The following is a 26235-nucleotide window of genomic DNA, read 5'->3' as shown; positions in this document are numbered from 1 at the left end:
GCACTTGTGGCCCCGGCGAATGGGGCGTAGGGCCCATAACGGGGACCGAAAGTGCAAGATCGCGGGAGTGGGGGCCGCTGCGGGGGTCAGGCCAGGGAGGCTCGCAGCTTGGCGTCCTTCTCGGCCACCATCCGCTCCAGGCCCTCCTGGTACGCGACCATCCGCGCCCGCAACTCCGGGTCGGTGGCGCCGAGGATGCGTACGGCCAGCAGGCCGGCGTTGCGGGCGTTCCCGATCGAGACCGTGGCGACCGGGATGCCGGCCGGCATCTGCACGATCGAGAGCAGCGAGTCCATGCCGTCCAGGTGCTTGAGCGGCACCGGTACGCCGATCACCGGCAGCGGCGTGACCGAGGCGACCATGCCCGGCAGGTGGGCGGCGCCACCGGCCCCCGCGATGATCGCCTTGAGACCCCGGTCGGCGGCGCTGCGGCCGTACTCGATCATCTTGCCGGGGGTACGGTGCGCGGACACCACGCCCACCTCGTACGGCACCCCGAACTCGTCGAGGACCTCGGCAGCGGCCTTCATGGTCGGCCAGTCCGAGTCGCTGCCCATGATCAGTCCGACGGCCGCCATCGCGTCCCGCCCTCCGTCCGCGCCTACGGGGTTCGCGGCCCCGCTCACTCGTGCCCCGTACGCAGCCAGCGGGCGGCCCGCGCGGCCCGCGCCCGTACGTCGTCCAGGTCGTCACCGAGCACCGTGACGTGCCCGATCTTCCGGCCCGGGCGGACCTGCTTGCCGTAGAGGTGCACCTTCGCGCCCGGTTCGGCGGCGAAGAGGTGGTGCAGCCGCTCGTCGATCGACATCCCGCCCGGTTCCCCGCCGAGCACGTTCGCCATCACCACGACGGGCGCGGCGAGCGAGGTGTCGCCCATCGGGTAGTCGAGCACCGCCCGGAGGTGCTGCTCGAACTGCGACGTGCGGGCACCCTCGATGGTCCAGTGCCCAGAGTTGTGCGGGCGCATCGCCAGCTCGTTGACGACGATCCCCGGCCGGCCCGAGGCGTCGGTCACCTCGAACAGCTCCACGGCCAGCAGGCCGACCACGCCGAGCGAGGTGGCCAGGTCGATGGCGAGCTGCTGGGCGGCGACCGCCACCTCCTCGGGCAGCGCGGGCGCCGGGGCCAGCACCTCGACGCAGATGCCGTCGACCTGCACGGTCTCGACCACGGGATACGCGGCGACCTGCCCGAACGGCGAGCGGGCCACCTGCACGGCCAGTTCCCGGCGCAGCGGCACCCGCTCCTCGACGATCAGTTCGGTGCCCCCGGCCAGCAGGGTGGTGGCCAGCTCGGCGGCGTGCGCCGCGTCGGTCACCATCCAGACGCCCCGGCCGTCGTAGCCGCCCCGGGCCGCCTTCAGCACCACCGGCCAGCCGACCTCGGTCCCGAACGCCACCAGGTCGTCGGGGGAGGCGACGGGCCGCCAGGCCGGGACCGGCGCGCCCAGCTCGGTGAGCCGTTCGCGCATGGCGCGCTTGTCCTGCGCGTACCGCAGCGCGTCGGCGGGCGGGTAGAGCGTCACGCCCTCCGCGGCGAGCGTGCGGACGTGCTCGTTGGGCACGTGCTCGTGGTCGAACGTGACGACGTCGCAGCCCTTGGCGAAGGTACGCAGCGCGGCGAGGTCGGTGTGGTCGCCGTACTGGACGTCGGCGGCCACCAGCGCGGCACCGTCGTCGGGGGCCAGCGCGAGCACGCGCAGCGACTGGCCGAGGGCGATCGCGGCCTGGTGGGTCATCCGGGCCAGCTGGCCACCGCCCACCATTCCGACAACAGGCAGACCGGTACGGGAGTCCATAGCGGCGCAAGCCTATCGGGGCAGCTCGCCGGCGCCGCGCCCGGATGGCGCATCACACGTCGGCCGGGAGCGGCGGGCCGCCCGCGGCCGCCGGGCCGCGGCCTCCGGACGGCACCCGCCGTCGCCGGGCCGCGGTCGGCCTCAGCGGCCGAGCTGCCCCACGAGGTCGTCGACCTCGGTCACCGGCCGCTCGCAGACGAAACCCCGGCAGGCGTACGCCGTGGGCCGCCCGTTGATCATCGGACGGTCGGCGAGCAGGGGTACCCCGGGCCGGTCGGACGGGCCGGCCACGATCACGGCCCCGGGCGGCGCGTGCCGGTGCGCCGCCGCGAGCAGGGGCTCGCCGGCCGGCTGGTCCGTGACCACGGCGATCTCGTACGGACCGGAGAGCAGCGTCTCGCCGACGGCCGCCGCGTACCCCGTGAAGCGGGCGTGCCGGGCGACGATCGGCGCCACGGTGGCCAACGCCGCCTCGGCCGCCTCCCGGTAGCGCGTCCGGCCGGTCAACGCCGCGTACGCCACGAGCGCCGCCACGACGGCCGACCGGCCGGACGGGGTGGCGTTGTCGGTCGGGTCGGCGGGCCGGGTGACCAGCCGCTCCGCGTCGTCGGCGGTGTCGTAGAAGCCGCCTCCGGGTGCGGCGAACCGCTCCAGGGCGACGTCGAGCAGACCTCCGGCCAGGTCGAGCCACCGACCCTCGCCGGTGAGCTGGTGCATGGCACAGAACGCCTCGGCCACGCAGCCGTAGTCCTCCAGCACACCGGCCGGCTCGCCGACCACGCCGCCGCGTGAGACCCGCCGCAGCCGGCCGTCGACGAGGTGGCGTTCGGCGAGCACCTCGGCGATCCGGGTGGCCGCGGCGGCGGTCACCGGGTCGCCGGTCAGCGCGGTGTGCTCGACCAGCGCGGTGACGGCGAGGCCGTTCCAGGAGGCGACCACCTTGTCGTCGCGGGCAGGCTGCGGCCGGGTGTCGCGCGCCTCGCGCAGGCGGGCGCGGACCCGCTCCCAGCGCGCCGCCACCTCGGGGTCCACGTCGTCGACGTCCCGGGCCAGCCGCAGGACGCTCGTGCCGCGTTCGAAGGAGCCGGACTCGGTGACCGCGAACAGGTCGGCGGCGAAGCGACCGTCGTCCTCGCCGAGCGCCTCGACGAGCTGGGTCGGCGTCCAGGAGTACGTGAGCCCCTCGACACCCTCGGTGTCGGCGTCCAGGGCGGAGGCCAGGCCCCCCTCCGGGGTGCCCAGGTCGTCGATCATGAACGCGGCGGTCTCGGCGGCGACGCGGGCCGCCATCGGGTCCCCCGTGAGGCGCCACAGCTGCGTGTACGTCCGCAGCAGCAGGGCGTTGTCGTAGAGCATCTTCTCGAAGTGCGGCACGGTCCAGTGCCCGTCGACCGAGTATCGGGCGAATCCGCCGGCGAGCTGGTCGTAGATGCCGCCCCGGGCCATCGCCTCGCAGGTGTGCCGGACGATCTCCAGGCTGCGGTCCGAGCCGGTGCGCTGGTGGTGCCGCAGCAGGAAGAGCAGGTTCATGTGCGGCGGGAACTTGGGCGCGCCGCCGAATCCGCCGTTGCTCTCGTCGTACTCCCGGGCGAGCTGCTCGGCCGCGGCGTCGAGCAGTCCGGCCTCCAGCGGCGCGGTCGGCCCGCTCACGGCCTGGGCCCCACCGACCGCCTCGACCACGGCGGCGCCCTGGCGCAGCACGTCGTCCCGCTGGTCACGCCACGCGGTGCCGACCGACTGGAGGAGCCGGAGGAAGGCGGGCTTCGGGTAGTAGGTGCCGCAGAAGAACGGCGTGCCGTCCGGCGTGGCGAAGACGGTCATCGGCCAGCCACCCTGGCCGGTCATCGCCTGCGTGGCCGTCATGTAGACGGCGTCGACGTCCGGGCGCTCCTCACGGTCCACCTTGATCGACACGAAGCCGGCGTTCATGAGGGCGGCCACGGCGTCGTCCTCGAACGACTCGTGCGCCATGACGTGACACCAGTGGCAGGCGGCGTAGCCGACCGAGATGATGACCGGTACGTCCCGGCGGCGCGCCTCCGCGAACGCCTCCTCGCACCACGGCCACCAGTCGACCGGGTTGTCGGCGTGCTGGAGCAGGTAGGGGCTCGTGGCGTCAGCGAGTCGGTTCACCCGACGACCATAACCAGCCACCCCCCATCCCGCCGGACTCCGACCATCCGACCCGGCCCCGACCCGGCCCGGCCCTGGCTCGGCCCGGCTTGTCTCGGCCCGGTGATCATGAAGTTATCGCCACGCCACCCGGCGTGTCGGGGCGATAACTTCATGATCACGCGCTGCAGCGGGGGCGGGCCGGGCGGGGGGCAGCGCCAGGGGGTCAGGAGGCGCCGTTGGTGCGGAGCGGGAAGACGTTCGGGCGTGCCTCGTCCAGCAGGGTGCCGAGGACGGCACCGATCTTGTCGGCCGGCATGGGCTTGAAGAAGTGGTAGCCCTGCGCGGCCGTGCAGCCCAGCTCGGCGAGGGCCGTCCGCTGCTCGACGGTCTCGACCCCCTCGGCCACGACCCGCAGCCCCAGCTCGTGCGCGAGACCCACGGTCGTCCGGACGATGGCCGCCGCCTCCGGCGAGTCGGCCATCCGGATCACGAAGGACCGGTCGACCTTCAGCTCGTCGACGGCGATCCGGGTGAGGAAGGTCAGCGACGAGAAGCCGGTGCCGAAGTCGTCCACGGCGAGCTGCACGCCCATCGACCGGAGGGTGGCCAGCACCTCGTCGATGATCTCCAGCTCGCTCATCACCACCGTCTCCGTGATCTCCAGGACCAGCCGGTGCGCGGGCACCTGGTGCCGCCGCAGCGCCTCGGCGATCTCCGCGGGCAGCCGAGGATCGAGCAGGCTACGCGCGGACAGGTTGACCGAGATCGGGATGTCCAGGCCCTCCCGGGCCCAGCCGGCGGCGACCGCGAGCGCCTTGTCCAGCACGTACCGCGTGAACGTGCCGAGCTGCTCGCTGTTCTCGACGGGCCGGATGAAGTCGACCGGGCTGAGCCACCCCCGCCGGGGGTGCCGCCAGCGGATCAGGGCCTCCACACCGGTGGGTGCGCCGGTGGTGAGGTCGACCGCCGGCTGCAACGCGAGGACGAGTTGATCGTCCACCTCGAGCGCCTCGCGCAGTTCGGCCAGCAGGGCGAGCTGGTCGGTGCTCGCCGCGTCGCGGCTGCTGTCGTACGCGGCGACGTTGCCGCCGCCCTCCTTCGCCTGGTACATCGCGATGTCGGCCCGGCGCAGCAGCTCGGTGAGGTCGGCGGTGCCGGCGTCGGCCACCACCACGCCGACGGAGACCTCGACGGACATCCGCACACCCGCCACCTCGGTGGGCGCGGCCAGCCGTTCGGCGATCTCGCGGGCCTGGCGCATCGCGTACGCCGTGGGGGCGGCCCGGTCGCCGATCACCGGGACCGACGTCAGCAGCAGCGCGAACTCGTCGCCTCCGAGCCGGCCCAGCAGGTCCCCGGGGCGGGTCAGCGCGCCGAGCCGGTTCGCGGTCAGCCGCAGCAACTGGTCGCCGGCCGCGTGGCCGAGGGTGTCGTTGACCTCCTTGAACTGGTCGATGTCGAGCAGCAGCAGCGCCACGGGGTGGTCGTGCGGGAGCTGGCGCAACGCCTGGTCACCCTTGCTGAGCATGGCGGCACGGTTCACGAGCCCGGTGAGCGGGTCGTGCACCGCCTCGTACGACGACCGGGCGGCGACCAGCCGCAGCTCCCGGTGGGTGGCGGCGTCGTGCAGCGCGGCCGCCAGCGCGTCGGAGTACGCGGCCAGAGCGTCCCGTTCGCGGCCGGTCGGCGGCGCCGTACGCGGGAAGCGGACCCGCAACCGGCCGACGGGTGTGGCGCCGACGGCGAGCGGGCGCACCAGCTCGTGCTCGTCGGGCTCGGCGTCACCCGGCTCGGCGATCTCGCGGTCGACGAGGCCACCGGCCGCGTCGCCGCGGTAACGCCGCCAGCGCCCGTCGCCGCGAACCACGTCGACGTCGACGAGTTCGGCGTGGAACAGCGTGAGCGCCCCGCTGACCGCCGCGCTCGCCACGGCGCGCTCGTCGAGCTGGTTGAGCGCGGCGGTCGCCTCGGCGAAGGTCCGCCAGGTGCGGCGTTCCTGGTCGGTCCGGAGCCGGTGCCGGTACGTCTGCTGGAGCAGCCAGAGCGGCGGCGGAAGCAGCAGCAGCCAGCGCGGGTCGATCCGGAGCAGCGCCACCACGACGAGGCCGACCGCCACGTTGCCGACGAACATCGGGAGCTTTCCCCGGAGCGCGGCGAACACCGAGGGCCCGACGGGAACGCCGTGCCGCAGCGCGATCGTCATCCCGCTGAGCCAGGCGGTGGTGAGCAGGTACGTCACCGCACCCGCGGCCAGGGCGGCGGCCAGCCCCGGCGTGAGGTCGGCCAGCAGCGGCCGACCGAGCGCGGTGGTGACGACGACCGCCAGCGCGGAGGCCGTCGCCAGCGACGCGGCGATCCGGACGATCTCCAGCGCGGATCGGCGTTCGCCGCCGAACAGCGAGACCGCCGACCAGGCGAGCCCGGCACCGAGGAGGGTGGCGGACGGGATCCAGCCGGCGGGCACCAGGTGGAGGCAGATGATCAGCGCCGCCTCGCCCCAGCTGATGCTCACGGTGCTCGCCGGTGCGCGGAAGCGCAGCCGGACCAGCTGGGCCACGGCGAGGACGCCGACGGCGATGCCGTAGCGGGCCGGGGCGGGCAGCGGATCGTCGCCCGGCAGCCGCTGCGGCAGGGTCGACCCGACCACGGCGGCCACGAGGGCCGTCACGGTGACCGCGACGGTCAGCACCACCACCCGGCGCGGAGTGCTCCGCAGCCCGAGCAGGTCGGCCCTCTCGCCCGCCCGACCGGAGGTCACCGACCCGCTCCGCGTGCCGGCCGGCACGCCGTACGACGGGCAACCGCTGCTGTGACGGTCATCGGCGCCCCCTCCCGCGCACGGCTCGGGGACTTCTGGTCCCCCCGGCGGAAGGCTAAGCCAAACCCGATGACCGCAACAGGGGTCGAAGGCCGGGTTCGGCGTGATTCACGGGCGGACTACCCGTTTCAGCGCTGCTCGCGCCCGTTGGGAGCGTCCGGGGATGAATCTTGGCTTCCAGTCCCGTCTGTCGGATCGGCGACCACCGCGTCCGCCCGGCCCGCGTCGGCCGGAAGACCCTGACCGGGGAACCGGTCGGGCAGCCGCCGCAGCCGGGCGTTCATGTTGCGGATCAGCAGGACCGTGGCGGTGCCCAGCAGCAGGATGAGGAAGAGACCCATCGGGCCGGCCAGGCCACCCGTGCGGGTGTCCCCGAAGTTGTTCTCCGCGAGCACCTGGGCAGCGGTCAGCATGGCGTTCCTCCGATGTGTGACTGGGGACCAGCGTAACGCCGCGCCGGGTCAGCAGGCATGGACCGTCTCACGCACCCCGGCGAAGAGATCCGACTCGGGCAACGGGCTGTCGACCAGCGACCGCGCCAGGTGGAAGTCCTCCGTCGGCCACGCACGCTGCTGGATCTCCATCGGCACCCGGAACCAGAAGCCGTCGGGGTCGACCTGGGTGGCGTGGGCGCGCAGCGCGTCGTCACGGACCGGGAAGTACTGCGCGCACTCCACCCGGGTGGTGACCTCCGGGCGCTGGTCGTCGGGATTCTCCTCCCAGCGCTTGAGCCAGTCCAGGTACGGCGACTCGAGGCCGGCGGCGAGCATGGCCTCGTGCAGCGCCATGATCTTGCCCTTCGAGAAGCCCACGTCGTAGTAGAGCTTGAGCGGCTGCCACGGCTCGCCCAGCTCGGGGTAGCGCTCCGGGTCGCCGGCGGCGTCGAACGCCGCGACGGTCACCTTGTGGCACATGATGTGGTCGGGGTGGGGGTAGCCGCCGCGCTCGTCGTACGTGGTCACGACGTGGGGCCGGAACTCCCGCATCAGCCGCACCAGCGGGCCCGCGGCCACCTCGACGTCCTGCAGGGCGAAACACCCCTCGGGCAGCGGGGGCAGCGGGTCGCCCTCGGGAAGCCCCGAGTCGACGAAGCCGAGCCAGGCCTGCTCGACGCCGAGGATGGCGCGGGCGGCGTCCATCTCGGCGCGGCGGATCTCGGCGATGTTGGCCCACACGTCGGGCCGGTCGAGCTTCGGGTTGAGCACGCTGCCGCGCTCACCCCCGGTGCACGTGACGACGAGGACCTCCGCTCCCTCGGCGACGTATTTCGCCATCGTGGCGGCGCCCTTGCTGGACTCGTCGTCCGGGTGGGCGTGGACGGCCATGAGGCGTAGCTGCTCTGCCAACTTCGGCACTCCTCGTTCGGGTCGGCCGGTGGGCCCGGGACGGGCCGTTGACCTGCCGGGATCCTCCCGCCCGGCGACCGCCGGGCGGACCCTCCGACGGCCGACCTGCCATGCTTGACGCCTGCCATGCTTGAGGCGGAGCCGGGCTGGGAGGATGGACAGAAGCCATTCTTGCCGATGCCACCGACAACGACGCCAGGAGATACCCGCCGGTGAGCGAGACGCACGCCACAGTTGCACCGGAAGCACCCACCTTCCCTCCCGGGCGGTACGGCCGCCGCCGACAGCCCGGCGGGCGCCGCCCCACGGTGCTGGCCGTCGTGGCGCTGGTCGTCCTGCTGGCCGTGCTCAGCGTGATCGCGCTGCGGCTCTACCGGCAGTACGGCGATCCGAACTACGACTCCCAGGTCATCACCTACACGGACATCACGGACAAACAGGTACGTGTCGACTTCCGGGTGACGGTGCCCACCGGCGGGTCGGCCGTCTGCCTGCTCCGCGCCCGGGACCGCGACGGCAACGAGGTGGCCCGGGAACAGGTCACGGTGACCGCACCGCCCGGAGAGCGGCACGTGACGGTCCAGCACCGGCTGGCGACCACCGGCCGGCCCTTCATCGGCGAGGTGCTGCGCTGCCGGCCCCCGGCCTGACGGGACACACCACCGCCCCGGCCACCCGACCCCGCCACGGAGGGCCCGCACCGGCCTGACGCCGCCACGCCCGGCCCGCACCGGCCTGACCCCGCCACGCCCGGCCCGCACGCGCCGCCGTACGCGCCCGGCGCTGAGGTGATCGTCGCCACCCCGTGTCGTACGGCACTGGTAACTTGGAAGTTCACCTGTCAGCCAGCCACGCACAACTGAGGAGATCGCCTGTGTCCACTGGCAACGAGGCGTCCGCCACCTGGCTGTCGCAGGACGCTTACGACCGGCTCCAGGCCGAGCTCGACGAGCTCATCGCCAACCGGCCGGTGATCGCCGCCGAGATCAACGCCCGGCGCGAGGAGGGCGACCTGCGGGAGAACGGCGGCTACCACGCCGCCCGCGAGGAGCAGGGCAAGGCCGAGGGGCGCATCCGCTACCTCCAGGAACTGCTGCGCACCGCCAAGGTCGGCGAGGCGCCGTCGGCCGACGCGGTGGCGCCCGGCATGGTGGTGACGATCTACTTCGACGACGACAAGGACGACACCGAGACCTTCCTGCTCGGCTCCCGGGAGATCGCGTCCACCACCGACCTGACCGTCTACAGCCCCGAGTCGGCGCTCGGCCAGGCCATCCTGGGCGGCCGGGCGGGCCAGACCTGCACCTACACGGCGCCCAGCGGCGCCGACATCAAGGTGACCGTGGTCAAGTTCGAGCCGTTCAGCGGCTGAGGCGCGGTGGCCGGGCCCGAGCCCGGCCCGCATCGACGCGTACGTCCCCCCGCGAGGCGTGGCACCGGCCGGTGTCACGCCTCGCCGGCAAAGACCACCTGGTAGCCGCTCGCCCGCAGCGCGCTGATGAGCGTGTCGGAGTGCTCGACACCCCGCGTCTCCACCGAGAGCGCCACCTCCACCTCGCCGAGGTGCAGGTGCGGGTGGGCGCGCTGGTGCACCACGTCCACCACGTTCGCGCGGTGCTCGGCGATCTCGCCGAGCAGCGACGCGAGCTGGCCGGGGCGGTCGGAGCAGCGCACCGTGAACCGCAGGTAGCGGCCCGCGGCGGCCAGCCCGTGCTCGATCACGCGCAGCATCAGCAGCGGGTCGATGTTCCCGCCGGACAGGACGGCGACCACCGGCGCCTCCACCTGCACGGCCCCCGCGAGCAGGGCCGCGACGCCGACCGCGCCGGCCGGTTCGACCACCTGCTTGCCCCGCTCCAGCAGCATCAGCAGCGCGCGGGAGATGTCCTCCTCGGAGACGGTGACCACCTCGTCCACCAGCTTGCGCACGTGCGTGAAGGTGAGGTCGCCGGGGCGGCCCACGGCGATGCCGTCCGCGATGGTGGAGAACGCCGGCAGCCGGACCGGCTCCCCGGCGACCAGCGAGGGCGGGTACGCGGCCGCGCCGGACGCCTGGACGCCGATGACACGGATGTCCGGTCGCAGGGCCTTCGCCGCGACCGCGATCCCGGAGATCAGACCACCCCCGCCCACGCCGGTGATGATCGTCTTCACGTCCGGGCACTGTTCGAGGATCTCCAGCGCCACGGTGCCCTGCCCGGCGATCACGTCCCGGTGGTCGAACGGGTGGATGAGCACCGCCCCGGTCCGCTCGGCGAACGTCTGCGCGGCCACCAGCGACTCGTCGACGGTGTTGCCGACCAGCTCGACCTGGGCGCCGTACCCCTTGGTGGCCGCGACCTTCGGCAGCGGCGCGTTCACCGGCATGAAGACCGTGGCGTGGGCGCCGACCAGCCCGGCGGCGAGCGCCACACCCTGGGCGTGGTTCCCGGCGCTCGCCGCGACCACCCCCCGGGACCGCTCCTCCTGCGACAACCGGGAGATCCGCACGTACGCGCCGCGCACCTTGTACGACCCGGCCCGCTGCACGTTCTCGCACTTCAGCCACGCCGGCCCGCCGAGAACCGCGCTCAGCGGCCGGGAGGGCTCGAGCGGCGTGGTGCGGGTGACGCCGGCGAGCAGTTCCCGCGCGGCCTGTACGTCGGCGAGACCGACCAGTTCCGTCATGCCCCGATCGTGCCACCCGGCGTCGGCGGGACCGGCGGCGACGCCGCCGTCGAATCCGCGCGCGAACGCTCGACGATCACGCGATGGCGGGCGACCCCGTGCCGACGCGCGGGTACCCCGGTGCGTGCCGCGGCCAGGGCGCGGCCATCTCGAACTGGCCGGCCACGCCGAGCAGCAGCAGCTCCGACCCGGGTGGGCCGACCAGCTGCACTGCGACCGGCAGGCCGTCGGGGCGCCGGCCCACCGGCACGACGATCGACGGCAGACCGGCGATGTTCCACGGCGCCGCGTACGGCGCGTACCGGATGTTCGCCGCCATGTTGGCCCGCCAGGACCGGTTCGACCAGCTGGCCGCCTCCGGCGGGCGGCCGGCCAGCGCCGGGGTGAGCAGCAGGTCGACCGAGTGGTCGGTGAAGAAGCCGATGGACCGTTCCCGCCAGGCGACCCGGTCCGCCTCCCGGACGTACCCCCGCCGCTGCGCCCACTCGCCGAGCGCGACGTGCCGGCGGCTGCGCCGTTGCAGGCTGCGCCGGTCGATGCCGGCGGCCTGGACGTCGGCGGCCGCCGCCGCGAACCAGGTGGCGATGCCCTGGAGGCCGAGCCGGGTCGGGTAGACCGGGTCGGCCGGGACCGTGTCGTGGCCCGCGGCGGCCAGCAGCCGGCCGGCGGTGGCGACGGCGTCCCGGTTGGGGGCGTCCGGCGAGACGCCGCGCACCGGCGAGCGGAGCGACACCCCGACCCGCAGCCGCTGCGGCGGGACCAGCTTCTCCGGGCGCCGTCCCGCGAGCACCGAGAAGCCCACGGCCGCGTCGGCGACCGTGGTGGTCAGCATCCCGTGCTCGGTGAGCCCGAACCAGTCCTCCGCGCCGAGCTGGCAGGGAACCACGCCGCGGCCCGGCTTGAGTCCGATCAGCCCGCAGCAGGCGGCCGGGATGCGGATCGAGCCGAGGCCGTCGTTGCCGTGCGCCATCGGCACGAGGCCGGCCGCCACGGCCGCCGCCGCGCCACCCGAGGAGCCGCCCGGCGTGCGCCCGGTGTCCCACGGGTTGCGGGTCACGCCGCTGTCATCGTCGGTGAGCGCCCAGAGACCCAGCTCCGGCATGCGGGTCACCCCGAGGATCACCGCGCCGGCGCCGCGCAGCCGGCGGACCACCTCGTGGTCGGCCTCGGCGACCGGCGTACGCACCGCGGCCGACCCGTTCCAGGTGGGCAGCCCGGCCACCGGGGTGTTCTCCTTGACCGCCACCGGCACCCCGGCCAGCGGAAGGTTGGCCAGGTCCTCCTGCTCGTCGACCTTCTCCGCCTCGGTGATCGCCTCCCCGCCGCGCACCGTGCGGAACGCGGCGAGGTCGGCGTCGGCGCGGGAGATGTGGTCGAGGTGGTCCGCGACGACCTGGGTGGCCGAGACGTCGCCCCGGCGTACGCCCCGGGCGATCTGCTTGGCGGTCGCTCCGACCCAGGTCGGCATGATGTCCTGCACGGCCACCCTCCCCAGCCAGCGGTCAGCCCAGCGCCTGCTCCAGATCGGCGAGCAGGTCGTCGACCGTCTCGATGCCGACAGACAGTCGCACGAGATCGCCGGGAACTTCAAGCGGTGAGCCCGCAGCGCTTGCGTGTGTCATGCGACCCGGGTGCTCGATCAGGGACTCCACCCCGCCGAGGGACTCGGCGAGGACGAACAGTCGGGCCCGGTTGCAGATCTCGACGGCGTGCTCCTCGCCGCCCGCTGCGCGGAAGGAGATCATGCCGCCGAAGCGGCGCATCTGCTTCGCCGCGATCTCGTGGCCGGGGTGCGACGGGAGACCCGGGTAGATCACCTGCGCCACCTGGGCGTGGCCGTCGAGGTACGCGGCGAGCCGCTCGGCGTTGTCGCAGTGCCGGTCCATGCGTACGCCAAGGGTCTTGATCCCCCGCAGGGTGAGCCACGCGTCGAAGGGCCCGTTGATCGCGCCCATCGCGTTCTGGTGGTAGCGCAGCTCCTCGCCGAGCCCGGCGTCCGCGGCGATCAGCGCGCCACCCACCACGTCCGAGTGGCCGCCGATGTACTTGGTCGTCGAGTGCACCACCACGTCCGCGCCGAGGGCGATCGGCTGCTGGAGGTACGGCGAGGCGAACGTGTTGTCGACCACCAGCAGCGCGCCCGCGTCGTGGGCGACGGCCGCGAGGGCGGCGATGTCGGCGATGCCGAGCAGCGGGTTGGTGGGCGTCTCCACCCAGACGATCCTCGTGCTGCCGGGGCGGATCGCGGCGCGGATCGCGTCCGGGTCGGACACCCGGGCGGGGGTGTAGGCCAGGCCCCACCGCTCCACGACGCGGGCGAAGAGCCGGTAGGTGCCCCCGTAGGCGTCGTCCGGGATGACCACGTGGTCGCCCGGCTTGCAGACGGTCCGCAGCAGGGTGTCCTCGGCCGCCAGCCCGCTGGCGAAGGCGAGCCCGACCGCGCCGCCCTCCAGCGCCGCCAGGCACTCCTGCAGCGCGTCACGGGTCGGGTTGCCGGAGCGGCTGTACTCGTAGCCGAGCCGCGGCGCACCGACGGCGTCCTGCGCGTACGTGCTGGTCTGGTAGATGGGTGGGATCACCGCGCCGGTGCGGGCCTCGGGGTCCTGGCCGGCGTGGATGGCGAGCGTCTCGAAGCCGTGACTCATTCCCGAGACGTTAGTCCGCCGGCCCCGCCGACCGGGCGCAACCCGGCCGCGTCACGGCGCGCGCTGTCGTACCGGTTGCGGGCAACGCGGCGACATCATCCGCTACGTCAACGCGGAACTGCTGCGTCAGGACTGGCCACGGGTGCGGCGAATGACCTCCCGCCGGTTGGTCTCGCTCTGGGAGCGACGGTTGTCCCAGCTCAGCGCCGCCTGATGGACGCCCTGCACCGTCGGCTCGTCGAGATCGGCTTCGCGGCCGGCGATGATCTCGGCCTGGTCCTGGCTGGCGGGTACGCCATGTCGCCGGCGGTGAGACCGGCCCGGTCGGGGTGCCGGACGACGGGTGGGACGCCTACCTCGACCCGGCCTGACCCCGCCGGTGGCGCCCCGCATAGCCTGGGGCCGTGGCCGGGTGCGTGTTCTGCGGGATCGTGGCGGGCGATGTGCCGGCGTTCCGGGTCGCCGACGTGCCGGAGGGCGTGGCGTTCCTCGACACGCGCCCGGTGTTCAAGGGTCATGTGCTGGTGGTGCCACGGACCCACCTCGTGACCCTCGCCGACCTGCCTCCCGGGTCGCTGGGCGACTACTTCGGGCTCGTGCAGCGGCTCGCCGTGGCCGTGGAGTCCGGTCTGGGGGCCGGTGGGACGTTCGTGGCGATGAACAACAAGGTGTCCCAGTCGGTCCCGCACCTGCACACCCACGTTGTCCCGCGGACGAAGGGCGACGGGCTGCGGGGCTTCTTCTGGCCCCGGACCCGCTACGCCGACGACGCCGAGGCGCGCTCGTACGCCGACCGGATCGCCGCCGCGCTCGGCTGACCGGCGGGTGAGTCCGAGGGGATCGGGTAAGGATCGGGGACCCTCCGGCGTTGCAGCCCCTGGGAGATACGAGAGGAGTCCCACCGTGTTCCTGCGCCGTATGAAGGCCGAGCTGATCACGCCGGAGCAGGCTCTGCCGGGCCGCCCGATCGCGATGCCGGTCGCGGACCGGCACGAGGTCCTGGGCACCCCGCTGAAGGGCCCGTTCCCGGAGGGCAGCCAGGTCGCCGTGTTCGGCATGGGGTGTTTCTGGGGGGCCGAGCGGCTGTTCTGGACCCTGCCGGGCGTGATCACCACCTCCGCGGGTTACGCGGGCGGCTACACGCCGAACCCCACCTACGAGGAGGTGTGCTCGGGGATGACCGGGCACGCCGAGGTGGTCCAGGTGGTCTACGACCCGTCGAAGATCGACTACGAGGATCTGCTGAAGGTCTTCTGGGAGAACCACGACCCGACCCAGGGCATGCGCCAGGGCAACGACGTGGGCACCCAGTACCGCTCGGCGATCTACGCGACCACCGACGAGCAGCTCGCCGCCGCGACCGCCTCCCGGGACGCGTTCGCGCCGATCGTGGCCCGCGCCGGCAAGGGTGAGATCACCACGGAGATCACCCGGCTGGGTGACTACTACTTCGCCGAGGACTACCACCAGCAGTACCTGGCGCCGACGAAGAACCCGAACGGCTACTGCAACCACGGCCCGAACGGGATGAGCTGCCCGGTGGGCATCGCCCGCACCGCCAGCTGACCCGACCCGGCGGCCAGCCGACCGTCGACAGCCTCCGCGGCCCGCGGCGCGGGCGGCGCCGTATTCCCGCCCGCCGATGTGATCGAAATCCGTTGCCCCGCCCGGCGGGGACTGGATAGCGTGGCGGTACACGGGAAAGGAGGTGGTCCAGACTTGTATAGCAATCGGACTCGTGAGGTGGCTGTCCGCTAGCCGCTGTCCTCGACAGTAATCCCGTCCGCCGCGAGGCGGGCTCAGGCACCATCGTCGAGACCGTGTGGCAGCGGTGCGGCGAATCCACGACAGCCACCCGACCCCCGGGGTGCCGGCCATAGTCCAGCCGGCCCGCGCGCGAGCGCGGACGCCCCGGGGGTCGCTTCATCTCCGGCGGCAGCCGGACGACCCGCCGGAGGTCGCTGTGTCGATGCGCGAGCTGGTGATCCTCGGGACGGCCAGCCAGGCGCCCACCCGGCAGCGCAACCACAACGGGTACGTGCTGCGCTGGGACGACGAGGTGATCCTCTTCGACCCGGGCGAGGGCAGCCAGCGGCAGATGCTGCACACCACGGTGACGGCCACCGACCTGACCCGGATCTGCGTCACCCACTTCCACGGCGACCACTGCCTCGGCCTGCCCGGCACCATCCAGCGGCTCTCGCTCGACCGGGTGCCGCACCCGGTGGCCGTGCACTTCCCCGCCGGCGGCGCCGAGTACTTCGCGCGGCTGCGGCACGCCACGAGCTTCTACGAGACCGCGGAGCTGCACGTCGAGCCCATCGAGGCCGACGGCCAGCGGATCGCCCTGCGCTGCGGCACGCTCGAGGCCCGCCGGCTGCGCCACCCCATCGAGACGTACGGCTACCGGCTCGTGGAGCCCGACGGACACCGGATGCTGCCGGAGAAGCTGGCGGCGTACGGCGTCGTCGGCCCCGCCGTCGGGGAGCTGAACCGCGTCGGCCACCTCGACCGGGACGGACGCCGTGTGACCCGCGACGAGGTGAGCGTTCCCCGGCCGGGGCAGCGGTTCGCCTTCGTGATGGACACCGGCCTCTGCGACGCGGTGTACGCCCTCGCGGAGCACGCCGACCTGCTGGTCATCGAGTCGACGTTCCTCGACGCGGAGGCCGCCCTCGCCGCCGAGGTCGGGCACCTCACGGCGGCGCAGGCCGCGCGGGTGGCGGCCGAGTCGGGCGTACGCCGGCTCGTGCTCACCCACTTCTCCCAGCGGTACGCGGACCCGCGCCGGTTCCTCGACGAGGCCCGAAAGCACTTCGACGGCGATCTCGTCGTCGCCGAGGATCTGACGACCGTGCAGGTCCCGCCACGGCGGGTAGCCTCGACCGGGTGACCGTCACGCTCCGCCGGGCCACCGCCGACGATCTGCTCGCGGTGGGCGCGCTGCACCAGCGTTCGCGGGTCGCCGCGTACTCGTCGTTCCTGCCCGCCGGGTCGCTGGCCGAGCCGACCCCCGACGCCATGGGGCGGTACTGGGCCGAGCGGTGGGGCTGGGAGCGGGACGACCACCTCATGACCGTGGCGGAGCGGGACGGCGACCTCCTCGGCTTCAGCTACGTCGGCCCGGACGACGAGGGCGACCCGTCGACCGGGCTGCTCAACGCCATCCACCTGGAGCCGGCCGAGCGGGGCCGCGGGGTGGGGCGGGAACTCATGATCGACGCCCTGGCCACCATGCGGGACCGCGGCTGGCGGCAGGGGGCACTCTGGGTACTGGCGCAGAACTCCCCCGCCCGGCGCTTCTACGAGCGCGGCGGCTGGACGCCGACGGCCACGGAGCGCATCGACCTCATCGGCTCGGCACCCGTCACCCAGCTGCGCTACGTCCGCCCGCTGTAGCTCCTGCGGAGGGCCACCACGCCTTCCATCGCGCAGCGGCCGAGGTCGCCCGGCCGGACCACGTCCGCCGGGCCCGTGGTGTTCGCTCTCAGCGGAGCCCGCGTCGGCATGCGCGTCGATCCCGGCGCGTTGCTCCCGTCATGGACACCGAGCACACCGCGCCGGAGCGGGCCGAGGCCGCCGCTCTGGACGCGTACTCCCAGGTGGTCACGACCGTGGCGGCCCGGGTGCTGCCCAGCGTGGCCGCCCTGTCGGTGCGGACCGCGCGCGGGGCCGGCGCCGGTTCGGCGGTCACCGTGGGCACCGACGGCCTGCTACTGACCAGCGCGCACGTGGTGCAGGGCGCGCGGAACGGCACGGCCACGTTCGGCGACGGCACCGAGACGCCGTTCCGGGTGGTCGGCGCCGACCCGCTGTCGGACCTCGCCGTGCTCCGGGTCGACGAGACCACCGTGCCGCCCGTCGAGCTGGGCGACGCCGACGGGCTGCGCATCGGCCAGCTCGTGGTCGCCGTGGGCAACCCGATGGGCCTGGCCGGCTCGGTCACCGCCGGGGTCGTCTCCGGCCTCGGACGTTCCCTGCCGGCCCGGGACGGGCGGGTGACCCGGCTCATCGAGGACGTGATCCAGACCGACGCGGCGCTGAACCCGGGCAACTCCGGCGGGGCGCTGGCCGACTCTGCCGGACGGGTGATCGGGATCAACACGGCGGTCGCCGGCTACGGGCTGGGCCTCGCCGTGCCCATCAACACCACCACCCGGCAGATCCTCGCCGACCTCACCACCGACGGCCGGGTACGCCGCGCCTGGCTGGGCGTCGCCGGCGTGCCGGTTCCGCTGCCACCCGAGGTGACGGCGCGGACCGGCCAGCGCCGCGGTCTGCGGGTGGTCGAGGTGGTTCCGGGCAGCCCGGCGGGGCTCGCCGGGATCTACCTCGGTGACGTGATCGTCTCCGCCGGCGGCCGGTCGATCGGCGACGGCCAGGGCCTGCAACGGCTCATGCTCGGGTCGGCCATCGGTACGCGGCTGCCCGTGACCGTGCTGCGCAAGGGCGCGTTCGTCGACGTGGTGGCGGTGCCGACCGAGCTGGCCCGCTGAGGCGGGCGCGGTCGGGCCCCTTCCCGGACGCGGGGGCGTCGGGGAAGGGGCCCGCCTCGCAGGCGTCGGGGAAGGGGCCTCCGCGCAGTCTCAGCGGGCGCCGAGGTGCGCGAGCAGGTCCTGGCGGGTGAGCACGCCCTTGGGCTTGCCGTCGACCAGCACCAGCGCGGCGTCGGACTTCTCCAGCAGGGCGACCGCCTCGCTCACCGGCTGCCCGCCGCCGATCATCGGCAGCGGCGCCGCCATGTGCCGCTCGATCGTGTCGTGCAGGTGCGCCTGCCCGGTGAACAGCGCGTCCAGCAGGTCGCGCTCGGCGATCGAGCCGGCCACCTCGCCGGTGACGACCGGCGGCTCGGCCTTGAGCACCGGCAGCTGGGACACGCCGTACTCCCGCATGTAGTCGATCGCGTCGCGGACCGTCTCGGTGGGGTGCACGTGCACCAGCTCGGGCAGGCCGCCCGGCTTGCTCGCCAGCGCGTCGGCCACCGTCGGCTCGGTGCCCGAGTTGTCCAGGAAGCCGTAGCGGGCCATCCAGTCGTCGTTGAAGATCTTGGAGAGGTAGCCGCGGCCGCCGTCGGGCAGCAGCACCACCACGACGTCGTCCGGCCCGGCCTTGCGGGCCACCTCGAGGGCGGCCACCACGGCCATGCCGCACGACCCGCCGACGAGCAGCCCCTCCTCGCGGGCCAGCCGCCGCGTCATCTCGAAGGACGCCTTGTCGGAGACCTCGACGATCTCGTCGGCGATCTCCCGGTCGTACGTCTGCGGCCAGAAGTCCTCACCGACACCCTCGACGAGGTACGGCCGGCCGGTGCCCCCCGAGTAGACCGAGCCCTCCGGGTCCGCCCCGACCACGCGCACCCGCCCATCGGAGACCTCCTTGAGGTACCGGCCGATCCCGGAGATGGTGCCGCCGGTGCCCACCCCGGCCACGAAGTGGGTGATCCGACCGTCGGTCTGCTTCCACACCTCCGGGCCGGTGGTCTCGTAGTGCGAGCGCGGGTTGGCCGGGTTGCTGTACTGGTCCGGCTTCCAGGCGCCGGGGATCTCCCGGGCCAGCCGGTCCGAGACGTTGTAGTAGGAGCGCGGGTCCTCCGGGGCGACCGCGGTGGGGCACACCACCACCTCGGCGCCGTACGCCCGCAGCACGTCCTGCTTGTCCTGGCTGACCTTGTCCGGGCAGACGAAGACGCACCGGTAGCCCTTGAGCTGGGCGACCAGGGCCAGCCCGACACCGGTGTTGCCGCTGGTCGGCTCGACGATGGTGCCGCCCGGCTTGAGGATCCCCGCGGCCTCGGCGTCCTCCACCATGCGCAGCGCGATGCGGTCCTTCACCGAGCCGCCCGGGTTCAGGTACTCCACCTTCGCCAGCACGGTGGCCTGGATGCCCTCGGTGACGTTGCGGAGCCGCACGAGCGGGGTGTTGCCGATCAGGTCGACGACGTTGTCGTAGTACTGCACCTCGATGTGTCCTTCTCCTCGGCGCCGGCGCCGGGCGGCCGGGCAGATGGGCGTTTCCCAGCGCCCAGGGTACGTGCCGTCAGGGCACCACACGCCCCGGGATGACCTGGCTACGCCGCGTCTCCCGCTCCAGGAACCGCTCGGTCTCGGCGAGCACGGCGCCGGCCAGCCAGGTGACCATCACGGCGTCGTCGGCCAACCCGAAGATCGCCAGCGGGATCTCCGGCACCAGGTCGACCGGTGAGACGACGTACGCCGTCGCCGCGGCCATCAGCGCCAACCGGAGGCCCCCGTCGTACTCGCCGCGCGCCGTCGCCCGGATCATCCTGGGCAGCGCGGCCAACCTCGCGCCCAGCGACGGGCCCTTGCGCGACCCGGTCGCCAGGGCCCGGGCCAGGGCCGCGAAGGCCGCGCTCCGCTTCAACGTCTTCGCCATCCTCGCGCTCCTCTCCGGAGGTCAGCGTGGCGTCCCCGCGCAAGGCCCGCGGGCCGCCACGGTGACAGGTACCCACCGGGGCCCTCCGCGTCCCACCCGTCTGCCGCTACGACGACAGCGGCCTGTCGGGCCGGCGCGATACTGTCGCAGCATGGGGGTGGCTGATTCCGTTGCACCGGTGGGCCCGCGCTGGCAGCGCGCCCGACAGATCGCCCGCCTCACGGCGATCGGCACGGGCGCCACGGCCGCGGCGGTGGTGGCCACCGCCGGGGTGCTGATCGGTCAGGCCCGCCAGGCCCGCCGCACCATCCCGTTGGCCGAGGCGCCCCCGCCCCGCTGCGACGGCGTCTACGGCGCGAAGTCTCCCGGGCAGCCGCTCACCATGGTCGTGCTCGGTGACTCCTCCGCGGCCGGCTACGGGGTGCACCGCCGCCGGGAGACGCCCGGCGCGCTGCTCGCCACGGGCCTGTCCCGGCGTACGCACCGGCCGGTGCGGCTGCACTGCTTCGCGGTGGTCGGGGCGATCTCCGCGGGTCTGCGGCACCAGGTGGAGGCGGCGCTGGAGCACCAGCCCGACATCGCGGTGATCCTCATCGGCGGCAACGACGTCACCAACCGCACCCCGCCCACGATGGCCGTCCGCTACCTCGTGGAGGCGGTCCGCGCGCTGCGGGCCGCGGGCAGCGAGGTGGTCGTCGGCACCTGCCCGGACCTGGGGGCGATCCAGCCCATCCAGCCACCGCTGCGCTGGTTGGCCCGGCGGTGGAGCCGGCAGCTCGCCGCCGCGCAGACCGTGGCCGTCGTCGAGGCGGGAGGCTGGACGGTCTCCCTCGGCGACCTGCTCGGGCCCCGCTTCGCGGCCGAGCCGGCCCGGATGTTCGCGTGGGACCGGTTCCACCCGTCCGCCGAGGGGTACGCGGTGGCCGCGGCCGCGATGCTCCCCACGGTGCTCTCCGCGCTCGGCGTGGGCCAGGAACGACGGCCGGTGCCGGCCCTGGGCCGGGGCGTCCGGTCACTGCCGGAGGCGGCACAGGAGGCGGCCCGGCACGGCGGCACGGAGGTCAGCGGCGCGCAGGTGCGCGGCCGCGACCGGGGGCCGGCCGGCCGGTGGGCGCAGCTGCGCCGGAGGGCGTTCTTCGGTGTCGGCGCCGTGCCGCAGCCCGGCCCCACCTCCGACTCACCCACTGTGGAGGGACTGGCATGAGCGAGCGTCAGCGAGGCGGCGGCATGAGCGGACAGGACGTCACCACGCGTCTCGCCGGCCGGCTCGGCCGCGCGGCGCTGCTCTCCATGGTCGCCGGCGCGGTCGGCGGGGCCGCGCTCCTGGCCGGCGAGGCGTTCGTCGCCCGGCACCGCCGCTACGCCGAGCCGGAGCTGGGGCTGGCCCTGCGCGCGACGATCGGCCGGGCCGGCGCACCCCCGCTGCGGCTGGTGCTGCTCGGCGACTCGTCCGCGCTGGGCGTAGGGGTCGACCGGCTCGACGACACCATCGGCGGCCAACTGGCCAACCTGCTGGCCGAGGGGCCCAACGGGCGGCTCGTCCACCTGTCCAGCGTCGGGGTCTCCGGCTCCCGCTCGACCGACCTCGCCACCCAGGTCGCCCGGGCCCTGCTCGGCCAGCGGCCCGACGTGGCGGTGATCCTCATCGGGGCGAACGACGCCACCGGGATGCGCCGCCCCGCCGAAGCCGCCGCGTACCTGGGGGCGGCCGTGCACCGGCTCCGCGAGGCCGGGGTGGAGGTCGTGGTCGGCACGTGTCCCGATCTCGGCGCCGCGCGCGCCATCGCACCGCCGCTGCGGCAGCTGGTCGGCTGGTCGGGGCGGCGCATCGCTCGCGCCCAGACGTCCGCCGCGCTGGACGCCGGCGGTTCGGTGGTCGACCTGGCCACCGAGACCGGGCCGGTGTTCCGCGCCGACGCCGGCACCTTCTGCCACGACGGCTACCACCCCTCGGCCGACGGCTACCGCGTGTGGGCGCACGCGCTGCTCCCGGCGGTCGCCGCCGCGGCGGCGGTCACCTCCCGCCGCTGATCGGCGACCTTCCGCGCCATTGATCGGCGACCTCTCGCGCCGCTGATCGGCGACCTCCCTCGCCGCATTCGCAAGATCGTGCTGGATCCTGGATGTAGTGCCCTCGTGGAGTCTTGGAGGCCACCACATCCAGGATCGAGCGCGATCATCCCGGTCACCCGACCAGCGCGCGATCACTCCGTCGCGGCCGCCGGGCCGGGGAGTGACATTTCCCGTCACCCGGGCGGGTTCCGCGCCAAGTTACCGGCGAGTTAGCGTGGATCCATGTCGACCGAGCCGTCCCGCGACGCCGTCATCGTCGCCACCGCCCGCTCCCCGATCGGCCGGGCCCACAAGGGCTCCCTGCGTGAGGTACGCCCGGACGACCTCGCCGCCACCATCGTCCAGGCCGCCCTCGACAAGATCCCCCAGCTCGATCCCACCGAGATCGACGACCTCTACCTCGGCTGCGGCCTGCCCGGCGGCGAGCAGGGCTTCAACATGGCCCGCGTCGTCGCCACCCTGCTGGGGCTGGACGGCCTGCCGGGCGCCACGATCACCCGCTACTGCGCCTCGTCGTTGCAGACGACCCGCATGGCCATGCACGCGATCCGGGCCGGTGAGGGGGACGTCTTCGTCTCCGCCGGTGTGGAGACCGTCTCCCGCTACGCCCGCGGCAACTCCGACGCCCTTCCGCCCGAGGCGCAGGCGCTGGTCGGTGGTGGCTGGGAGAACCCGCGCTTCACGGCCGCACGTGAACGCTCCAAGGCCCGCGCCCAGGGCGGCGCGGACGTGTGGCGCGACCCGCGCGAGGCGGGCGAGCTGCCCGACATCTACCTGGCCATGGGGCAGACCGCGGAGAACCTGGCCCAGGTGTACGACGTGACGCGCGCCGAGATGGACGAGTTCGGCGTACGCAGCCAGAACCTCGCCGAGAAGGCGATCGCCGACGGCTTCTGGGCCCGGGAGATCACGCCGGTGACCACGCCGGACGGCACGGTCGTCAGCGCCGACGACGGCCCGCGGCCCGGGGTCACGATGGAGGGCGTGGCCGCCCTGAAGCCGGTGTTCCGCCCGGACGGACGGATCACCGCCGGCAACTGCTGCCCGCTCAACGACGGCGCCGCCGCCGTGGTGGTCATGAGCGCCCAGCGCGCCCGTGACCTCGGCATCACGCCGCTGGCCCGGATCATCTCCACCGGCGTCACCGCGCTCTCGCCGGAGATCATGGGCCTCGGCCCGGTCGAGGCGTCCCGGCAGGCGCTGAAGCGGGCCGGTATGACGATCGACGACGTCGACCTCGTCGAGATCAACGAGGCGTTCGCCGCGCAGGTCATCCCGTCGTACCGGGAGCTGGGCATCCCGCTGGAAAAGCTCAACGTGATGGGCGGCGCGATCGCCGTGGGCCACCCGTTCGGCATGACCGGCGCCCGCATCACCGGCACCCTGCTCAACGCCCTCGAATGGCACGACAAGACCATCGGGCTGGAGACGATGTGCGTCGGGGGTGGCCAGGGCATGGCCATGGTGATCGAGCGACTCAGCTGAGCCGCGGTCACGGCCGCGAGTCCGGGTCGGCGCCGGCGGACGGGTCGCCGTAGTCCAGACCGGCCGCGGCCGGTGCGTCCGCCGGTGGCCGAGCCGCACCCAGCGCGGCCTCCGCTCGCCGGCGCGGTCCGCTCGCCGGCGCGGTCCGCTCGCCGGCATGGTCCGCTCGCCGGCGCGGTCCGCTCGCCGGCATGGTCCGCTCGCCGGCGCGGTCCGCGCGCTGCCACGGTCCGCCCGCTGGCACGGTCCGCTCGCCGGCCCGGTGCGCTCGCGGGTCGGGGCGAGCGCCGGGTAGGCCGTGGCCCCCTGCCTGGCTGTGCGGCAGGGTGCGGGCGAAGCTCGACCGGATCGCTCGGGTCAGAGCGCGCTCCGGGTCGCCGCCACCTCGGCGGCGGCCCGGGCCAGCACCTCCGGCGCCGCGCCGGCCGCCACGAGGTCGGCGGTGACGACCCGGAGCTGGTCGGGGAGGGCCAGGTCGTTGTCGAGGCGGGGCACCGTACGGCGCGGCTCGCCCTCGGCGTCGGCCGCGAGGTTCGCGATCTCCTGCACGAGCCGGTGCACGAGATCGGCACGGGAGGCGTTGCCGCCGGTGGCGGTGGCCCCCCAGCGGGGTTGCTCCCAGTGGCCCACCTGCCGGACCAGCAGCTGCACGGCCCGTTCCAGCTCTGCTGCGCTCACCAACCGGAGTGTACGGACCACGCACCCCCACCGGCCCCCACCCAGCCCCGACCGCCCCGACCGCCCCGACCACCCCGACCACCCCGACCACCCCGACCGCCCCGACCGCCCCGACGATCATGAGGTTGGCGGGGGCGACACGCCGACGCGGAGCCCGCCAACCTCATGATCGCCGGTGACGGGCGGCGGGCGGCCGGTGACGGCGGCCGGGGACGGGCGGCGGGGGACGGCGGCAGGTGGCGGGTGGGACGGTGGTGGTCGGGCGGGGTCAGCGGCGTACGTAGCTCAGCAGCCGGAGCAGCTGCCAGTAGAGGAACACCAGTCCGGTGAGCAGCCCGAACGCGCAGAGCCACGCGTAGCGGCGGGGGCGGCCCGCCTGGACGGACCGCTCGACCAGGTCGAAGTCGAGGATGAAGCTGAACGCCCCCGCGATGATCGCGATCACCGCGATCACGTACGCCCACCCGCCGACCTCACCCGTCAGGCTGTAGATCTCCAACCCCTGCCGACCGGTCACCAGGTAGACCACGAGGTTCACCACGCTGATGGCCACGAGGCCGAGCAGGACGCCGACGACCAGCCGGGCCATCCGGGGCGTGGCCCGGACGAGCCGGGCCCGGTAGAGCAGCGCCATGCCGAGGAAGACGCCGAACGTGCCGGCCACGGCCTGCGACACGATGCCCGGGTAGACGAGTTCGAAGGCCCGGCTCGCCACACCGAGCAGCAACCCCTCGACCACGGCGTACGCCACCATGGGCGCCGGGTGGGTGACCGCCCGCAGCGAGATGACGAGGGCCAGCGCGATGGCGGCCAGGGCGCTGCCGGCGAGCGCGGCCGGCACCCAGACCGCCTGTGGGACGTACAGCCAGGCGAGGAGTGCCGTCGCGCCGGTGAGGAGCAGCATCCCCACGGTCCGGACCACGACGTCGTCGACGGTCATCTCCTCGGCGACGCCGACGCCGAGCACCCGGCCCTCCAGCCGGGTGGTCTCGTCGAGCCGGTTCAGCACCGGATTGCTGCTGCGCACCCGTCGCCCCCTCGCCGCGCCTACCCCTCGCAGTCACTCTGCACCGGCGGATCGTGCGGTGGCGGGAAAACGCCGCCGCCGACGGGAGTCGCGCCCGGGAGCCGGGCCCGGGAGCCGCGCCCGGGAGCCGGGGCCCGGGAACCGGCCGGTTGGGAGGCGCGCACCGGTCCGGGTCCGGGAGCCGCGCCCGGGAGCCGCGCCCGGGAACCGGCCGGTTGGGAGGCGCGCACCGGTCCGGGTCCGCCCCGGACCAGATCCGAGGACCGGCTCGGGCCGGACCCGGAACAGACGACGGCGCCCGCCACCGTGGTGCGGTGGCGGGCGCCGGTCGTACGCGGGCCGACGGTCAGTCGTCGCCCTGGAAGTAGCTCAGCAGGCGGAGGATCTCGAAGTAGAGCCAGACCAGGCTCACGAGGATGCCGAAGGCGGCCACCCAGGAGTAGCGCTGGGGCAGACCCATCCGGACGCCGTCCTCGACCTCCTTGAAGCTCAGCACGAAGCTCAGCGCCGCCACCACGATGCAGACCAGGCTGAAGATGATGGCCAGCCCGCTGCCGTCACGCAGGTGGGTGTTGACGCCGAACAGCGCCAGCACCAGGTTGATCAGCATCACCGCGAAGAGGCCGGCCATCACGGCGACCATGCCCTTGACGAACGCGGGGGTGGCCCGGATGACCCGTGCCTTGTAGAGCATGGCCATCACGAAGAAGACGCCGAAGGTGGCGATGACGGCCTGGAGCACGATGCCCTGGTAGGCCGTCTCGAAGGCCTTGCTCACCATGCCGACGAGGACACCCTCGACGACGGCGTACGTCACGACCAGCGCCGGGTTCGCCATCCGGGAGAACGAGATGATCAGGCCCAGGACGAGGGTGACGACCAGGGCGCCAATCCAGGCGGTCCCGACCAGCGCGTCGGGGACGAGCACCCAGGCGGCCGCGGCGGAGACGCCGAGGATGCCCAGGAGGGCGACGGTCTTGACCACGACGTCGTCGATGGACATGGGCGCCACGGTGGGCGGCGCCGCCGGGTAACCCGCGGGGTATCCGGCCTGGGTCGGGTACTGGTGCGGAACGCCGGGCGCGCCGTACGGCCCGGTCGGGGCGTACCCGGCGGCGCGCTCCCGCTCGGCCGCCTGGCCGAGCCGGGCGAGCACCGGGTTCGAGGTCTTCACTGTCTGGCCTCCCTCA

23 protein-coding genes and 2 pseudogenes are annotated in these 26235 nt (G+C 74.0%); 10 read left to right on the top strand and 15 right to left on the bottom strand.

Annotated elements, in window-relative coordinates:
* Positions 1-86: 86 nt before the first annotated feature.
* The 7 genes and pseudogenes from purE to mca form a co-directional block, all read right to left on the bottom strand.
* The gene (purE, locus tag D7I43_RS07780; protein ID WP_120327709.1) at positions 87-578 is read right to left on the bottom strand and encodes a 5-(carboxyamino)imidazole ribonucleotide mutase; all 492 of its coding nucleotides are present in this window, start codon (positions 576-578) and stop codon (positions 87-89) included.
* Positions 579-622: 44 nt separating this feature from the next.
* Positions 623-1798, bottom strand: coding sequence for a 5-(carboxyamino)imidazole ribonucleotide synthase (locus D7I43_RS07775; RefSeq protein WP_120327708.1), 1176 nt, complete (start codon positions 1796-1798; stop codon positions 623-625).
* A 141-nt stretch (positions 1799-1939) separates the two neighbouring features.
* Positions 1940-2647 (bottom strand): annotated as a pseudogene (locus D7I43_RS34335) (hypothetical protein); the annotation flags it as partial.
* Positions 2648-2692: 45 nt separating this feature from the next.
* Positions 2693-3931: pseudogene (locus tag D7I43_RS34330) on the bottom strand (thioredoxin domain-containing protein); the annotation flags it as partial.
* Positions 3932-4136: 205 nt separating this feature from the next.
* The gene (locus D7I43_RS07765; RefSeq protein WP_420870189.1) at positions 4137-6638 is read right to left on the bottom strand and encodes a putative bifunctional diguanylate cyclase/phosphodiesterase; all 2502 of its coding nucleotides are present in this window, start codon (positions 6636-6638) and stop codon (positions 4137-4139) included.
* A gap of 221 nt (positions 6639-6859) precedes the next feature.
* Positions 6860-7144 (bottom strand): hypothetical protein, encoded by a 285-nt coding sequence (locus D7I43_RS07760; protein ID WP_120327706.1) that lies wholly within the window; start codon positions 7142-7144, stop codon positions 6860-6862.
* 48 nt (positions 7145-7192) lie between these two features.
* Positions 7193-8077 carry a mycothiol conjugate amidase Mca gene (gene mca, locus D7I43_RS07755; protein WP_120327773.1) on the bottom strand — a complete coding sequence of 295 codons (885 nt, stop codon included), beginning with the start codon at positions 8075-8077 and terminating at the stop codon, positions 7193-7195.
* A gap of 212 nt (positions 8078-8289) precedes the next feature.
* On the opposite strand from mca, the gene D7I43_RS07750 reads away from it, so the two are divergent.
* On the top strand, positions 8290-8727 hold the full coding sequence (locus D7I43_RS07750) for a DUF4307 domain-containing protein (RefSeq protein ID WP_120327705.1): 438 nt from the start codon (positions 8290-8292) through the stop codon (positions 8725-8727).
* A 224-nt stretch (positions 8728-8951) separates the two neighbouring features.
* Entirely contained in the window at positions 8952-9449 is a 498-nt protein-coding gene (greA, locus tag D7I43_RS07745; RefSeq protein ID WP_120327704.1) for a transcription elongation factor GreA, read from the top strand.
* A 74-nt stretch (positions 9450-9523) separates the two neighbouring features.
* Here greA and ilvA read toward each other — a convergent pair whose 3' ends face one another.
* The 3 genes from ilvA to D7I43_RS07730 form a co-directional block, all read right to left on the bottom strand.
* Positions 9524-10744, bottom strand: coding sequence for a threonine ammonia-lyase (gene ilvA / locus D7I43_RS07740; RefSeq protein ID WP_120327703.1), 1221 nt, complete (start codon positions 10742-10744; stop codon positions 9524-9526).
* 76 nt (positions 10745-10820) lie between these two features.
* Complete coding sequence (locus D7I43_RS07735) at positions 10821-12230, bottom strand: amidase (protein WP_120327702.1); 1410 nt, start codon at positions 12228-12230, stop codon at positions 10821-10823.
* A gap of 16 nt (positions 12231-12246) precedes the next feature.
* Positions 12247-13389: a cystathionine gamma-synthase gene (locus tag D7I43_RS07730; RefSeq protein WP_120327701.1), complete on the bottom strand. Its 1143-nt coding sequence runs from the start codon at positions 13387-13389 to the stop codon at positions 12247-12249.
* 404 nt (positions 13390-13793) lie between these two features.
* On the opposite strand from D7I43_RS07730, the gene D7I43_RS07725 reads away from it, so the two are divergent.
* The 5 genes from D7I43_RS07725 (at position 13794) to D7I43_RS07705 (ending at position 17885) form a co-directional block, all read left to right on the top strand.
* Positions 13794-14207, top strand: a complete 414-nt coding sequence (locus D7I43_RS07725) for an HIT family protein (RefSeq protein ID WP_120327700.1) — start codon at positions 13794-13796, stop codon at positions 14205-14207.
* 85 nt (positions 14208-14292) lie between these two features.
* Positions 14293-14955, top strand: coding sequence for a peptide-methionine (S)-S-oxide reductase MsrA (gene msrA / locus D7I43_RS07720; RefSeq protein ID WP_120327699.1), 663 nt, complete (start codon positions 14293-14295; stop codon positions 14953-14955).
* A gap of 397 nt (positions 14956-15352) precedes the next feature.
* On the top strand, positions 15353-16282 hold the full coding sequence (locus D7I43_RS07715; RefSeq protein WP_120327698.1) for a ribonuclease Z: 930 nt from the start codon (positions 15353-15355) through the stop codon (positions 16280-16282).
* On the top strand, positions 16279-16788 hold the full coding sequence (locus D7I43_RS07710) for a GNAT family N-acetyltransferase (RefSeq protein WP_120327697.1): 510 nt from the start codon (positions 16279-16281) through the stop codon (positions 16786-16788). Before D7I43_RS07715 ends, D7I43_RS07710 begins: the two co-directional genes overlap by 4 nt.
* Positions 16789-16928: 140 nt before the next feature.
* Entirely contained in the window at positions 16929-17885 is a 957-nt protein-coding gene (locus tag D7I43_RS07705) for a S1C family serine protease (protein WP_120327696.1), read from the top strand.
* Positions 17886-17975: 90 nt separating this feature from the next.
* Here the strand turns inward: D7I43_RS07705 and D7I43_RS07700 are convergent, their stop codons facing one another.
* On the bottom strand, positions 17976-19346 hold the full coding sequence (locus D7I43_RS07700; protein WP_120327695.1) for a cystathionine beta-synthase: 1371 nt from the start codon (positions 19344-19346) through the stop codon (positions 17976-17978).
* A 79-nt stretch (positions 19347-19425) separates the two neighbouring features.
* A complete protein-coding gene (locus D7I43_RS07695) occupies positions 19426-19782 on the bottom strand; it encodes a YkvA family protein (RefSeq protein WP_120327694.1) in 357 nt (118 codons plus the stop codon).
* A gap of 151 nt (positions 19783-19933) precedes the next feature.
* Here D7I43_RS07695 and D7I43_RS07690 point away from each other — a divergent pair, with 151 nt between their 5' ends.
* The 3 genes from D7I43_RS07690 to D7I43_RS07680 all read left to right on the top strand — a co-directional run bounded on the left by D7I43_RS07690 (position 19934) and on the right by D7I43_RS07680 (position 23340).
* Complete coding sequence (locus D7I43_RS07690; protein WP_120327693.1) at positions 19934-20986, top strand: SGNH/GDSL hydrolase family protein; 1053 nt, start codon at positions 19934-19936, stop codon at positions 20984-20986.
* 23 nt (positions 20987-21009) lie between these two features.
* Complete coding sequence (locus tag D7I43_RS07685) at positions 21010-21813, top strand: SGNH/GDSL hydrolase family protein (protein WP_120327692.1); 804 nt, start codon at positions 21010-21012, stop codon at positions 21811-21813.
* Between the two features lie 264 nt (positions 21814-22077).
* Positions 22078-23340 (top strand): acetyl-CoA C-acetyltransferase, encoded by a 1263-nt coding sequence (locus tag D7I43_RS07680; RefSeq protein WP_120327691.1) that lies wholly within the window; start codon positions 22078-22080, stop codon positions 23338-23340.
* 357 nt (positions 23341-23697) lie between these two features.
* Here the strand turns inward: D7I43_RS07680 and D7I43_RS07670 are convergent, their stop codons facing one another.
* From D7I43_RS07670 to D7I43_RS07660, 3 genes are all read right to left on the bottom strand, one after another.
* The gene (locus tag D7I43_RS07670) at positions 23698-24021 is read right to left on the bottom strand and encodes a hypothetical protein (protein WP_192902101.1); all 324 of its coding nucleotides are present in this window, start codon (positions 24019-24021) and stop codon (positions 23698-23700) included.
* 265 nt (positions 24022-24286) lie between these two features.
* Complete coding sequence (locus D7I43_RS07665; RefSeq protein ID WP_120327688.1) at positions 24287-25045, bottom strand: Bax inhibitor-1/YccA family protein; 759 nt, start codon at positions 25043-25045, stop codon at positions 24287-24289.
* A 346-nt stretch (positions 25046-25391) separates the two neighbouring features.
* Positions 25392-26219 (bottom strand): Bax inhibitor-1/YccA family protein, encoded by an 828-nt coding sequence (locus tag D7I43_RS07660; protein ID WP_120327687.1) that lies wholly within the window; start codon positions 26217-26219, stop codon positions 25392-25394.
* Positions 26220-26235: the final 16 nt, after the last annotated feature.

The organism is Micromonospora globbae (assembly GCF_003610785.1).
Lineage (GTDB): Bacteria > Actinomycetota > Actinomycetes > Mycobacteriales > Micromonosporaceae > Micromonospora > Micromonospora globbae.
Note: the sequence above shows the minus strand (reverse complement) of the source record. Positions and strands in the feature narration are given on the sequence as shown.